This window comes from Microbacterium sp. 2216-1, assembly GCF_046507855.1.
Taxonomy (GTDB): Bacteria; Actinomycetota; Actinomycetes; order Actinomycetales; family Microbacteriaceae; genus Microbacterium; species Microbacterium esteraromaticum_C.
Genome location: NZ_JBKFTM010000005.1, coordinates 157,651 through 170,225, shown reverse-complemented (window position 1 = coordinate 170,225; position 12,575 = coordinate 157,651). Strand labels below are relative to the sequence as shown.

At 67.5% G+C, this 12,575-nt stretch carries 13 protein-coding genes; 12 read left to right on the top strand and 1 reads right to left on the bottom strand.

Annotated elements, in window-relative coordinates; all coding sequences use genetic code 11:
- The first annotated feature begins 145 nt into the window (after nt 1-145).
- The 4 genes from ACLD0U_RS13715 (at nt 146) to ACLD0U_RS13700 (ending at nt 5,011) form a co-directional block, all read left to right on the top strand.
- The gene (locus ACLD0U_RS13715) at nt 146-1,399 is read left to right on the top strand and encodes an ABC transporter substrate-binding protein (RefSeq protein ID WP_410340945.1); all 1,254 of its coding nucleotides are present in this window, start codon (nt 146-148) and stop codon (nt 1,397-1,399) included.
- Nucleotides 1,400-1,434: 35 nt separating this feature from the next.
- Nucleotides 1,435-2,358 (top strand): carbohydrate ABC transporter permease, encoded by a 924-nt coding sequence (locus tag ACLD0U_RS13710; protein WP_410340944.1) that lies wholly within the window; start codon nt 1,435-1,437, stop codon nt 2,356-2,358.
- The gene (locus ACLD0U_RS13705) at nt 2,348-3,250 is read left to right on the top strand and encodes a carbohydrate ABC transporter permease (RefSeq protein ID WP_206551046.1); all 903 of its coding nucleotides are present in this window, start codon (nt 2,348-2,350) and stop codon (nt 3,248-3,250) included. The genes ACLD0U_RS13710 and ACLD0U_RS13705 overlap by 11 nt, the downstream gene beginning before the upstream one ends.
- A gap of 66 nt (nt 3,251-3,316) precedes the next feature.
- Nucleotides 3,317-5,011 carry a DUF4091 domain-containing protein gene (locus ACLD0U_RS13700; protein ID WP_410340943.1) on the top strand — a complete coding sequence of 565 codons (1,695 nt, stop codon included), beginning with the start codon at nt 3,317-3,319 and terminating at the stop codon, nt 5,009-5,011.
- Here ACLD0U_RS13700 and ACLD0U_RS13695 read toward each other — a convergent pair.
- Nucleotides 4,997-6,139, bottom strand: coding sequence for an ROK family protein (locus tag ACLD0U_RS13695; RefSeq protein ID WP_206551048.1), 1,143 nt, complete (start codon nt 6,137-6,139; stop codon nt 4,997-4,999). The two genes, ACLD0U_RS13700 and ACLD0U_RS13695, sit on opposite strands and share 15 nt — an antisense overlap.
- A 132-nt stretch (nt 6,140-6,271) precedes the next feature.
- On the opposite strand from ACLD0U_RS13695, the gene ACLD0U_RS13690 reads away from it, so the two are divergent.
- The 8 genes from ACLD0U_RS13690 (at nt 6,272) to hemB (ending at nt 12,525) form a co-directional block, all read left to right on the top strand.
- Complete coding sequence (locus ACLD0U_RS13690; protein WP_410340942.1) at nt 6,272-7,801, top strand: protoporphyrinogen/coproporphyrinogen oxidase; 1,530 nt, start codon at nt 6,272-6,274, stop codon at nt 7,799-7,801.
- Between the two features lie 152 nt (nt 7,802-7,953).
- The gene (locus ACLD0U_RS13685; protein ID WP_179409780.1) at nt 7,954-8,331 is read left to right on the top strand and encodes a hypothetical protein; all 378 of its coding nucleotides are present in this window, start codon (nt 7,954-7,956) and stop codon (nt 8,329-8,331) included.
- Nucleotide 8,332: 1 nt separating this feature from the next.
- Nucleotides 8,333-8,740: a phage holin family protein gene (locus ACLD0U_RS13680; RefSeq protein WP_206821528.1), complete on the top strand. Its 408-nt coding sequence runs from the start codon at nt 8,333-8,335 to the stop codon at nt 8,738-8,740.
- A complete protein-coding gene (locus ACLD0U_RS13675) occupies nt 8,727-9,014 on the top strand; it encodes a hypothetical protein (RefSeq protein WP_179409782.1) in 288 nt (95 codons plus the stop codon). Before ACLD0U_RS13680 ends, ACLD0U_RS13675 begins: the two co-directional genes overlap by 14 nt.
- A 58-nt stretch (nt 9,015-9,072) precedes the next feature.
- On the top strand, nt 9,073-9,750 hold the full coding sequence (gene hemQ / locus ACLD0U_RS13670; protein ID WP_206551051.1) for a hydrogen peroxide-dependent heme synthase: 678 nt from the start codon (nt 9,073-9,075) through the stop codon (nt 9,748-9,750).
- Nucleotides 9,747-10,739 carry a hydroxymethylbilane synthase gene (hemC, locus tag ACLD0U_RS13665; protein ID WP_410340941.1) on the top strand — a complete coding sequence of 331 codons (993 nt, stop codon included), beginning with the start codon at nt 9,747-9,749 and terminating at the stop codon, nt 10,737-10,739. Before hemQ ends, hemC begins: the two co-directional genes overlap by 4 nt.
- A 5-nt stretch (nt 10,740-10,744) precedes the next feature.
- The gene (locus ACLD0U_RS13660; protein WP_179409785.1) at nt 10,745-11,542 is read left to right on the top strand and encodes a uroporphyrinogen-III synthase; all 798 of its coding nucleotides are present in this window, start codon (nt 10,745-10,747) and stop codon (nt 11,540-11,542) included.
- The gene (gene hemB / locus ACLD0U_RS13655) at nt 11,539-12,525 is read left to right on the top strand and encodes a porphobilinogen synthase (protein ID WP_410340940.1); all 987 of its coding nucleotides are present in this window, start codon (nt 11,539-11,541) and stop codon (nt 12,523-12,525) included. Before ACLD0U_RS13660 ends, hemB begins: the two co-directional genes overlap by 4 nt.
- The last annotated feature ends 50 nt before the right edge of the window (nt 12,526-12,575 follow it).

Sequence of the window (12,575 nt, the reverse complement as noted above, 5' to 3'; positions counted from 1 at the left end):
CGCGGTTTCTTGTTGTCGGGAAGGCGTCGATCTATAAGAAAAGTCACATTAATAAAGTGGTTTATGATATGAAAGATGCGTGAGCACCGACGCGCTCGCATCGCCGCGATGGCGACTGACCCCGATGAAGAGATTGGTTTGCCGCATGAACATGAAGTACCGGACGATCGCCGCAGTCACATGCGTCGGCGCTCTGACCGCACTGGCTGCCTGTACGACGGACGGCGCGGCCGCTGACAAGGCTCTCGAAGTGTGGATGCCCACCACCTTCGCCGCGGCGACAGCCGACGAGGAGGCCGCGACCTGGCGGAGCATCCTTGCCCCGTTCGAAGAAGAACACGGCGTCGAGGTCAATGTCACCCTGGTCCCCTGGGCCAGCTACGAGGAGAAGTACCTCACGGGTGTCTCCAGTGGACAGGGGCCCGACGTCGGCTACATGTACACCGAGATGATGGGTGACTACGTGTCGAACGGAGCACTCGCGCCGTTCGATGACCACCTCTCCGAAGAGACCACGTCGAAGATGCTGTACCTCGACCAGGGAAAGGTCGACGGCAGCCAGTACGCCATGCCCTTCGTCGTCGGCGGCATCCGACTGCTGTGGGGGAACATGGATCTGCTCGCCTCTGCAGGCATCGACGAGGTTCCAACGACATGGGACGAATTCCTCGACGATGCCCGAACCCTGCACGAAGCGGGCATCACCCCGCTGTACCAGGAGTGGGGCGCACCGAACCGCGGAATGCTCAACGCGACCTACTTCCCGCTCCTGTGGCAGGCCGGCGGAGAGATTCTGAACGAGGAGGGCACGGCGACGGCGTTCAACAGCGACGCGGGTCTCGCCGCCGCCGGGTTCCTCAAGACCCTGCTCGACGAGGACCTGATGCCCGTCGATGTCTCCGGCCTCACGCCGGAGGAAGTGCAGAGCGCCTTCTACGAGGGGGAGACCGCATTCTTCTTCGGCAGTGACGGAACGTGGGCCGACCTGGAGCAGACCGAGATGAACGCTGAGTTCGTCCCGGGGCTCGTAGGCAAGCAGGCGGGCACGTTCGTGGCCAGTGACGCGCTTGTGATGTTCGAGTCCTGCGCCGACAAGCAGCTGTGCGCTGATCTCGTCGCGTTCCTGCTCGGTGGTGACCAGATGGCCGAGTTCCACCAGCAGATCGTCGCCTACCCGCCGGTGGCGACCGATGAGCAGAGCGAACCGACGAAGTTCACCGAGACGTATGCCGAATCGGCGGAGTCTCTGCATTCGCTGCCGATCGCGGCCGGTGGCGCCGGCGTGTACAACGCCCTGTACGAGAACCTGCAGCAGATGGTTCTCGGCCAGAAGTCCCCGCAGCAGGCGCTCGCCGACGCCGCCGAGGCGGGCGACGCCGCACTGGCGCAGGCACGATGAGAACCGGGGCAGGCGCCGGAGCGAGCGAGCCGGTCGTGAAGGACGACGCAGCGTTCGCCGTCAGACCACGCCAGCGACGGCGTCGCCCCGGAAAACGGGCTGGGCAGTACGTCGGAGTGCCCTTCGTACTGCCCAGCCTGGTGATCCTGATGGTCGTCGTGATCATCCCCATCGTGATGTCGCTGTACTTCAGCATGACGCAGTACAGCGTGCTCGGATCACCGACCTGGGTCGGCACGGACAACTACACGAAACTGCTCAACGATGGTGCGTTCGCCGCGGCGCTGGGCAATACCGTCGTCTACACGCTGATCTCGGTGCCGCTGCAGACCGTGATCGCCCTGCTGCTCGCCGATGTGCTGGCCAGACGCTTCCGCAACCGATTCGGCGCGATCGTGCGCTCGACCCTGTTCATCCCGGTGATGAGCTCCCTGGTCGTCGTCGGTGTGGTCTGGCGGACGATCCTCGGCACCAACGACGGCGCGGTGAACGTGTTCCTCGAGGCGTTCGGGCTCGAGCGCGTGAACTTCCTCGGCGACCCCACCCTGGCGATCTGGGTTGTCGGCCTGGTTACGGTCTGGAAGAACATCGGCTACTTCCTGGTCATCTACTACGCCGGGATGATGGACGTTCCGGCCGAACTGTACGAGGCATCCGGCCTCGACGGCGCGGGGCGCTTCGGGCAGCTGTGGCACGTGACGATCCCGTCCCTGCGCCCGGTGACCCTGCTGGTGGTCATCCTCGGCACGATCTGGTCGTTCCAGGTGTTCGACCTCGTCTACGTGATGACCGGTGGTGGCCCCGGCGGTGCCACGACGACCATCGTCATGATGATCTTCCGCGCGGGGTTCCAGAACTTCCAGATGGGATACGCGAGCGCCATGGCGGCGGTGCTGTTCGCCCTGATCCTGATCATCGCGGTCGTCCAGCGGAAGGTGCTCAAGAGCAATGAAGACTGACATCGTCGAGGTCACGACCCGCTCATCGGTCGTCGTTGACAAGGCGGCGCTGCGACGAGAATCGCGCCGACCGCAGGGGCGCGGATGGCCCCGGCTCGGAGACAGCATCGCTGCCACCGTGCTGATCGTGTTCTGCCTGATGGCGTTGCTGCCGTTCGCCTTCATGGTGGTGACATCGCTGCAGCGTACGAACGTCATCACCATCTTTCTCGACCCCGCCAAGCTCGAGCTGTCGAACTACGTGCGGTTGTTCACCGAGAACGGGTTCGGTGCTGCGTTGGTCACCAGCATCGGAGTGGTCGTGCTTGCCTGTGTCGTCAACGCGATCGTGTGCTCGTTCGCCGCCTATGCCTTCGCAAAGCGTCCCTTCCCGGGGTCGGAGGCGCTGTTCTGGTTGTACGTGGCCACGATGATGGTCCCCGCACAGGTCACGCTCATCCCGCTGTTCACGATCATGCGTGATCTGGGTCTGCTCAACACCTGGGTGTCACTGTTCCTTCCGGTGATCAACGCCTTCGGGGTCTTCCTCATCCGCCAGTTCATGTCGTCCATTCCGGACGAGATGCTCGAGGCGGCGCGTATCGACGGCGCCAGCGAGGTGCAGCTGTTCTTCCGGATCGTGCTGCCCTCTATGAAGCCGGTGATCGTCGCGCTGACCATCTTCACGTTCTTGACCACCTGGAACGACTTTCTCTGGCCGCTCGTCTCCATCACGAACGACCGGATGCAGACCGTCACCCTCGCGGTCGCCAAGCTGCAGGGGCGTCTGCTCACCGACTACGGGATCATCATGGCGGGCGCGACGGTGTCGTTCCTCGTGCCGTTGATCGTCTATTTCGTGCTGCAGAAGCAGTTCGTCGAGGGCGTGACCTCCAGCAGCGTCAAGGGCTGACGCGTTCTTATCTCTTCCTCTTCTTTCCTCTCTCCCCCCACCCCATCCCGTTGAAGGAGCCCTTTGTTGACCCCACACAGCACCTGGCAGACCGTTCTCTGCGACTCGCTTGAGAAGGTGTTCCCAGATCAGGCGCCCAGGCCGTTCACCGAGTCCGTCCCATTGGTGGCTTACCGCGGGCAGCTCGCGTCATTCCAGATCGCTGTGCGACCGCCGCGCCTGCGGGAGTCGACGCGGCTCGGTGACGTCGAACTCGAGATCGTCGCACCGCCGGGCCTGCGCGCCGACGTCAGCGTGGTCGACTTGGTTCCCAACGACCTCGCCGCCTTCGAGGACGCGGATGAGGGGTACCTGCGCACCGGCCCAGGGTTGTTCCCCGATCTGCTGCGCCCTGCGCCTCACGCCAGGCTCCAGCCGGTCGTCGGTCAGTGGCGAGCTCTGTGGGTCGATGTCATTGCCGACGCTGAGGCGGCAAACGGTGACCAGACCGTGCTCGTGCGAGTGCACAGCCTCGCCGATGAATGCGTCATCGGCGAGTTCCAGGTGCCGGTGCGCGTGCCTTCCGTGGACCTCGCGCCGCTCGAGATCGCACACACCGAGTGGTTCCACTGCGACGGACTCGCCGATTACTACGGCTTCGGGGTCTTCTCGGAGCCGCACTGGGCGGCGATCGAGAACTTCCTCGAGTCGGCCGTACGCGCCGGGGTCAACACGATCCTCACCCCGGTGTGGACTGCCGCGCTGGACACCGGCGTCACAGAGCGGCGAACACCTACGCAGCTGCTGCGGATCATCGATCGCGGCGAGGAACAGTACGAGTTCGACTTCAGCGGGGTGCGCAGATGGATGACGGTCTGCCGCAAGGTCGGCATCCGCAATCTCGAGATCGTGCACCTGTTCACGCAGTGGGGTGCGCGGGCGACACCGCCGATGATCGTCGACACGCCGGAAGGGCCAGAGCAGCGGTTCGGGTGGCATGTACCTGCCGATGACCCCCGATACCGGCGACTGCTCGAACAGATGCTGCCGGCACTGCGTCGGGTGCTCGACGAGGAGTGGGGGCTGGACCGGGTCTTCTTCCACGTCTCCGACGAACCCACGCTTGCGCATCTCGAGTCCTTCGCTACGGCGTGGGGAATCGTGGCCGATCTGCTGGAAGGGTGCACGGTCATCGACGCGCTCGCCGAGCTCGAGCTGCACTCGAAGGGCCTCGTGGCCCTTCCGATCGTGTCGAACGATCATGCCGATGCGTTCCTCGACGCCGGGGTCCCATCGATGTGGCTGTACTACTGCGTTGCGCAGAGCCGGCGGGTGGCGAATAGGTTCATGGCCCTGCCCTCGTCCCGCAGTCGGGTGCTGGGCGCGCAGTTGTATCTGACGGGTGCGGAGGGATTCCTGCACTGGGGGTTCAACTTCTACAACTCCTTCCTGTCGCGACGACGAATCGACCCGTTCCGCGATACCACGGCGGGGAGCGCCTTCCTCGGGGGCGACGCGTTCCTTGTGTACCCGGGACCCGAGGGCAGGCCATGGGAGTCGATCCGGCATCGTGTCGTCGCAGAAGCGTTCGTGGACCATCGGGCGATGGCGATGCTGGCACGATGCACTTCGGATGAGAACGTGCGCGCCATCGTCGATCCGTCGGCCGATCTGACGCTCACGTCTTTCCCCGCGGATCCTGATCACTATCGCCGGGTTGCGGTCGCGCTGGCTGACGGGCTCGTTGACGCAGCCGGTAGCCAATCCTCAGACCAGGCCTAGTTCGCGGGAGAACACCTCGCTCGCCGCTCCGATCAGCGCGAGCGAGGTGCCATCCGTGTACGCGTCGATGAGCACGTCTCCGGCCATCGCCGGCATGATCCGGGAGCGAACCGTCTCATCGACGGCGTGCAGGAACGTGCCCGGTACGAGTTCGGGGTCCCCGATGACGGCGACCTCACTGACATTGAGGAAGTTGACGACAGGGGCGAGAGCGTCGCCGAGCACCTGACCAGCATCCGCCAACAGCGCCTCCCGGTCTTGCGGGGCCTGCGCCAGAGCCTGGCGGAGCGCGTCGCCGCTGACGATCGTGTCCAGGCATCCACGCCCGCCGCAAGAGGGGCACAGGTGACCGTGATCGCGCATCTTCAGGTGACCGAGCTCGCCCGCGGCGAACTGCTCGCCGAGCAGGATCCGCCCGTCGATGAAGGCCGCCCCAGCCGCACCGTGGTCGATCGCGATCGCAATGAGATCTCTGTCGGAGGGCCGGCGGAACCGGCGAATGCCGAGCGCCATCAGGTCCACGTCATTGCCGACGATGGTCGGCAACCCGGTCTTCTCGGTGATGAGTGAGCCGAGCGGAAGTTCACGCCAGTCGAACCTGTTCGCCAGGTGCACGATGCCCGCGTCGTCGACGAGGCCGTGCGAGGCGATCCCGATACCGACAAGCGGCAGTGGCGCCGCGTCGATCAGGCTGTCGAGCAGTTCCATCAGCACATCAAGTGCGGTGTCCGGGCCGGCCTCGTGGGGGTGCGTGAGGCGAAGCTTCTCCTCGCCGGCGAGGTTGAATACCGCTCCGACGAAGCCGCCACGTGCGGTGGTGTCGACGGCGACGACGAACGCGCCGTCATCGTTGATCTGCACGTAGCTGGCAGGCTTTCCCACGCGCGCAGCGCCGTCGATGCCGATATCGCACACCACCCCGGCATCGGACAATTCCCCGATCAACGTCGTGACGGCGGGTACCGAGAGGCCCGAGAGGCGTGACAGCTGCGGTCGCGTGCACGGGCCTTCGGCCCGCAGCAAGCGCAACAGCAGCGTCCTGTTGTGCACGCGCTGGTCCTGCTGGTCGGACTTCTTGAGCTCTTCCGGGGGACGCCGCAGCGCACGCAGCTTCTCGGTGGTGAGCATCCGAGAGTCCATTGGCAGCTCCAGGCGCGAGTTCTCGTTGATCCCTCCATCTTCGCAGGCGTTCGCCCGCCAGGGGCTTTCGCCCGGCCCGCACTGCGGAATTCGCATAGACGGCGGTGGAAGAATCAGAGCATGACCGAACACGCCGCCCCCGCACTGGCCGCTCGCGCCGCTGAACAGCACGTCGTCGTCGTCGGCGGTGGCATCGGTGGTCTTGTCGCGGCGCGCGAGTGCGCCAAGGTGGGCATGCGTGTGACGGTGCTCGAGGCCACGGAGGCTCTCGGCGGCAGCATCCGCACTGCTGAACTCGACGGCCTTGTCGTCGACGCGGGAGCCGAGAGCTTCGCAACCCGCGGCGGGCACGTGCGCGCGCTGGTCGATGAGCTCGGGCTCGGCGACCTGGTGGTTGCGCCCGAGGGCGGCGGAGCCTGGCTGAGCGGGATTCCGGATGCCCCGGATGCCCCGCTCCCGGTCGGCGGTCTGCTCGGCATCCCGGCCAATCCGTTCCAGGACGACGTGCGCCGCATCATCGGCTGGCGCGGCGCCTGGCGCGCTTACGTGGATCGCCTGCGCCCCCCGCTGACGATCGGTCACGAGCACAGTCTCGGCAAACTGGTGCGCACCCGCATGGGCGATCGCGTGCACGACCGACTGGTCGCGCCCGTGACCGCCGGTGTGTATTCGGCGCTACCCGGCGACATCGACACCGAGGTCGCCGCTCCGGGACTCAACGCCGCACTCACCCGCACGGGGTCGCTCAGCGGTGCTGTCGGCACGCTGCTTGCGCAGCGCGATGCCCGCGATCCCGGAAAGGCGCCGGGATCGGCGGTGCTCGGCCTGATCGGGGGGATGGGCAGGCTGGTCGAGGCGCTGCGCGACGACCTCGTGACCTACGGCGTCGAGGTGCGCACCGGCGCGCGGGTGACCGGCGTAGTGCGCGAAGGCGCGGCGTGGGTGGTCGCGTACGAGACGACGCCGGATGCCCCCGACGAGGATGCTGCGGATGCCGCCGCTGACGAAGAATCGGCGCTCGGGACCGCAGAGCCAGAGCAGAAGTCGCTGGCCGCCACGGGCGTGATCATCGCCACCCCCGAGCCCGCGGCGCGCTCCCTGCTCGGCGCTCACGCGCCCGAGCTCGGCGACTCGGGCGACGCCCCCGAGATCGAACTCGTCACGCTCCTGCTGCAGGCGCCCGCCCTCGACGACGTCCCGCGGGGGAGCGGAGTGCTCACCGTACCCGGAAGCCACGTCGCCAAGGCGCTGACCCACTCCACTGCCAAGTGGGGCTGGCTGCGCGACGCCGCGGATGGTCACCACGTCGTCCGCGTCTCGTTCGGCACCCAGGGCGAGGCCGCGCCGACCGCCGGTCTGGATGACGACGCGGCAGCGGAGCTGGCGATGTCTGAGGCATCCGCGCTGCTCGGGGTCGATCTCGCGCCCGAGCAGTTGTTGGCCGCGCACCGGGCACGCTTCGTGCAGGCGCAGCCCGTTTCGCTCATCGGGGCGGGCGAGCGCCGCGCCGCCGCGCGCGAGGCTGTGCAGCAGATTCCGGGTCTCGCCGTGGTCGGCGCGTGGATGGCCGGAACGGGGCTTGCGCAGGTGATCCCGGATGCCATCGCCGAGACCGACCGGTTGCGCAGCGCGCTGCTCTGGGAGGAATGAGCGCCGCACCCCGCGGCATTACACCCCCGGGCGGCATCGCACAACCGTAGATGCCGAATCAGGAATATGCGACTACGCTGGAGACCGATCGCGCGGGGTCCGGCGAGTTCCGGCCCGGTGGAGACGCCGTAACAGGAAGTCAGGAGGCTCCCATGAAGGGGAAGATCGGACTCGTCGTCGGGCTCGGCGTCGGATACGTGCTCGGCACGCGCGCGGGACGCGAGCGCTACGAGCAGATCAAGACGCAGTGGCTGAAGCTGTGGCACACCGATCCGGTGCAGCACCAGGTCGAGCGTGTACAGCAGTTCGCCAAGTCGCAGGCCGCGGCCGTACCCGGCGCCGTCTGGAACGGCGCCGTCAAGGTCGTGAAGGCGGTCTCGTCGGCGGGCACGCCCGGTGAGAAGCTCGACGGCGCGATCGACGCGACCAAGGACGCCGTCGAAGAGGTCGCTGACGCTGCCGAAGACGCGGTCGAGGACGCGAAGAAGTCCGCTGCGAAGAAGAGCACCTCCAAGAAGAACGGGTCCTGACATGCGCCGCGGATACCGCGACCGCGCCGACGACAGCCTGCTGACGCTGCTCGGCGATCTGCCCGAACTGGTGCGCAACCTCGTCATCGCCGAGGTCGAAGCCGCCAAGGCCTGGGTGCGCCGCACCGCCAAGGACGGCATGTTCGGCAGCCTGTGGTTCATCATCACGCTGTTCCTGCTGTTCTGGGCGATCCCCGTGTTGCTCGCGTTCGCGATCATCGGGCTCTCGTCGTGGTGGCCCGCATGGGTCGCCGCATTGTCGGTGTTCGGGTTCCTGCTGCTCGCGATGGTCGTCTTCGCGCTGCTCGGCGTCCTGCGCTTCCGCAAGATCATGAAACGACAGAACCCCGGGCAGGCCGTCGCCACCGACGTCCGTCTGGTGAAGGAGGCAGGCTATGACGAACTCTGAATCCCAGCATCCGACGCCTCTTCCCCGCACCGCAGTGCCGGACGGCATCACCGACCCGGTGGAGTCCGCTCGCGCGGAACTCAAAGCGGCCCTCGCCGCGATCGAGGTGCGCGGCAACTTCCCACGCCGCATCGAGAAGGCCTCGCAGCGCGGCATCGTGCAGGCGCGCGCGTTCGCGCAGCGCAACCCGGTGGGCGCAGCGGCGGCCGTCGCCGGTGTCGCGGCCGTCGTCGGCGGTATCGTCTGGCTGATCGCCCGCGCCGCGTCGCGCTGAAACCCCGAGATGCCCGCCCCGGTTCGCTGTCCTGGCGTTCACGAGGCACACTGGAGTCATGTCGGAACCTCGTGTTGACTCCCCGTCCGGATTCACCCTGTGGGCCGTGTGGCGCCGCAACCCCGATGCACCGGTCCGTGAGACCGATGCGACCGAGCTCGAGACGATCGTCGGCCACATCGAGGACTCCGGCGTCGCCGTGCGCGGGTTCTACGACGTCAGCGGGCTGAAGGCAGACGCCGATCTGATGGTGTGGCTGCACGGCGACACCGCCGAAGAGCTGCAGCAGGCGCTGCGGCGCCTGCGTCGCACCGAGTTGCTGCGCACGCTGCTGCCGGTGTGGAACGTGATGGGCGTGCACCGTGACGCCGAGTTCAACCGCGCACACGTGCCCGGCTTCCTGCGGGGCATCGAGCCGAAGGGCTGGCTGTGCCTGTACCCCTTCGTGCGCACGCCCGAGTGGTACCTGATCGACGAGGACGACCGCCGGCGCATGCTGGCAGACCACGGTCGACGCGGCGCCGCCTTCACCGGCGTGATCGCCAACACTGTCGCTGCCTTCGCACTGGGCGACTACGAATGGCTGCTGCCTCTCGAAGCCGATGACCCCACCGAGCTCGTCGACCTGATGCGCGACCTGCGCTACACCGAGGCTCGGGAGTATGTGAAGGAAGAGGTGCCCTTCTACACCGGGCGTCGCCTGCGCCTCGACGAGATCGCTGACGTGCTGCAGTGAGCACCGCGGCCCCGATCCGTCTCGGCACGCGCCGCAGCCCGCTCGCGCAGGCGCAGTCCGGTCATGTCGCCGACGCGTTGGCCGAGGTCGCGGGACGCCCTGTCGAGCTCGTGCCGATCGTGTCGGAGGGTGACACGAACCGGGCTTCCCTGTCACTGATCGGCGGCACCGGGATCTTCGCCAACCGGCTGCGTGAGGCGCTCGTCGCCGGGGAGTGCGACATCCTTGTGCACTCCCTCAAAGACCTGCCGACCGCCATGCCGCCCGAGCTGACAATCGCGGCGACCCCGTCCAGGGCGGATGCCCGCGACGTCGTCATCACCCGCGACGGCACCCCGTTGCACGAGCTCGGCCGCGGCGCCAAGGTCGGCACCGGCGCACCACGGCGCATCGCGCAGGTGCGTCGCCGTGCACTGCACGCCGAGGTCGTCGACATCCGCGGCAATGTCGACTCCCGCCTCGAGCGGGTGTCTTCGGGCGAGCTGGATGCTGTCATCCTCGCCGCCGCGGGGCTCTCCCGCCTGCGGCCCGAGATGCGGCTGCACCGCGAAGAGCTCGGATTGAGTGAGTGGCCGACCGCGCCCGGACAAGGATCACTCGCTGTCGAGACGACAGTCGACGCCCCGCAGGAGCTGCTGGCGGCGCTCGCACAGCTCGATGACGAAGACACCCGCCTCGCCGTCACGGTCGAGCGGGCGATCCTCGCGGGACTCGACGTCGGATGCCAGGCGCCGATGGCCGCCCACGCGGTGGTGACCGGCGACAGCATCCGTGTGCGCGCTGTGGTCTACGAACCCGGCGGTGGCCGCCGGATCGGACTTGATGTCACCGAGTCCCTGAACCGGGGGTATATTCGACGAAACGGCAGCGGCAACGGTGCGGATGCTGCCGATGGTGCAGACCCGATGCGCGTAGCCCGTAGCATCGGCGAATCTGCGGCCCATCGGCTGCTCGAACAGGGAGCGGCCGACCTTCTCCCGCGAGAGTGAACCTGATGACTGCTTCCGAAACAAAGACGGCCCGGCCGCTGGACGGCTGGCGAGTTCTCGTACCCCGTGGTGGCCCGTGGGGTGACAGTGTCGCTGCGAGCCTGCGCTCGCAGGGCGCCGTGCCGGTGGTGGCACCGCTGATCAACTTCGCCCCCACGACCGACCAGGACGCGCTGGACGCCGCCCTGGCGCGACTGGCCGCGGGGGAGTACGACTGGCTCACCATCACCAGCGCCACCACCGTCGACGTGCTCTTTGCACACCGCGTGGAGGTGCCGCGCAGCACCAGGATCGCGGCCGTCGGCGAGACCACCGCGGCCGCTCTGCAGGCCGTCGGCTACGAGGTGGCGCTCGTGCCCGATCTCGACAATTCGGCGGCCGGTATGGCCGAGCAGATGATCGCCCTGGAGCCCGACCCCCGGCGTGTGCTGTCGTTGCGCAGTGAAATCGCCAAGCCGGTGCTGTCGGTGATGCTCAAGGACGCCGGGCACGACGTCGACAGCGTGGTTGCCTACCGCACGGTGGGCGTGCCGGTCACCGACCGCATCCGCCGTGACGTCGAGAACGGGCGGATCAACGCGATCCTCATCACCAGTGGCTCGGTCGCCGGGCAGGTGCGCGAGCAGTTCCCCGAGATCCCCGACAGCACGTTGCTGGCGGCTATCGGCCCCCGCACCGCGAACGACGCCCGCCGTGCGGGCCTGACCATCGCCGCCATCGCCGACAAGCAGACCGTCGACGCGTTGATCGAGACGGTGTCGCACTTCACGCTTCCGCACGCCGCCGATGAGTTCGCGCCGTGAGCCGTTTTCCCGAGGCGCGGTTGCGCCGGTTGCGTCAGTCCGCGCCCGTGCGCGAGCTCGTGCGTGAGACCTCGCTGGAGGCGCGTCAGCTCGTGCTGCCGATGTTCGTGCGAGAGGGGCTCACCGAGCCCGCCGCGATCGGTTCGATGCCCGGCGTCGTGCAGCACACGCTCGACTCGCTGAAGGCGGCGGCGGCGGATGCTGCCGCTCTCGGCCTCGGCGGAGTGATGCTGTTCGGTGTGCCCGCCCGACGTGATGCCACTGGCTCGGGCGCCGACGACCCGAAGGGCATCCTGAACGTCGCGACGGAGGCCCTCGCCGCTGAGGTGGGCGATGCGCTGGTCGTGCAGACCGACCTGTGCCTGGATGAGTTCACCGATCACGGGCACTGCGGGGTCCTGAGCGCATCGGGCACGGTCGTAGACAACGACGCCACACTCGAGCGCTACACCGCCATGGCGCTCGCACAGGCCAGGGCGGGGTCTCAACTGCTCGGTCTGAGCGGCATGATGGACGGCCAGGTTGCTGCTGTGCGTCAGGCGCTGGACGAAGAAGACTTCACCGACGTGCTGCTGCTCGCCTACTCGGCCAAGTACGCCAGCGCGTTCTACGGGCCGTTCCGCGAGGCCGTCGATTCGCAGTTGCAGGGCGACCGGCGCACCTACCAGATGGACCCGGGCAACCGTCGTGAGGGCGTGCGTGAAGCGCTGTTCGATCAGGCCGAGGGCGCCGACATCGTGATGGTCAAGCCCGCGATGGGGTTCCTCGATGTGCTGCGCGAGGTGCGCGACACGGTCGACGTGCCCGTGTGGGCGTATCAGGTGTCCGGTGAGTACGCGATGATCGAGGCCGCGGCCGCGAACGGCTGGATCGACCGCCGCGCCGCGATCCTGGAGTCGCTGACGTCGATCCGCCGTGCCGGAGCCGACGCGGTGCTCACGTACTGGGCCGCCGAAGCGGCTCACTGGCTGCGTACCCGCTAGGCCGAGTCACGCCGCGCTTCCTTGACGGGGCGCATAGGGGCAGGTCCTAC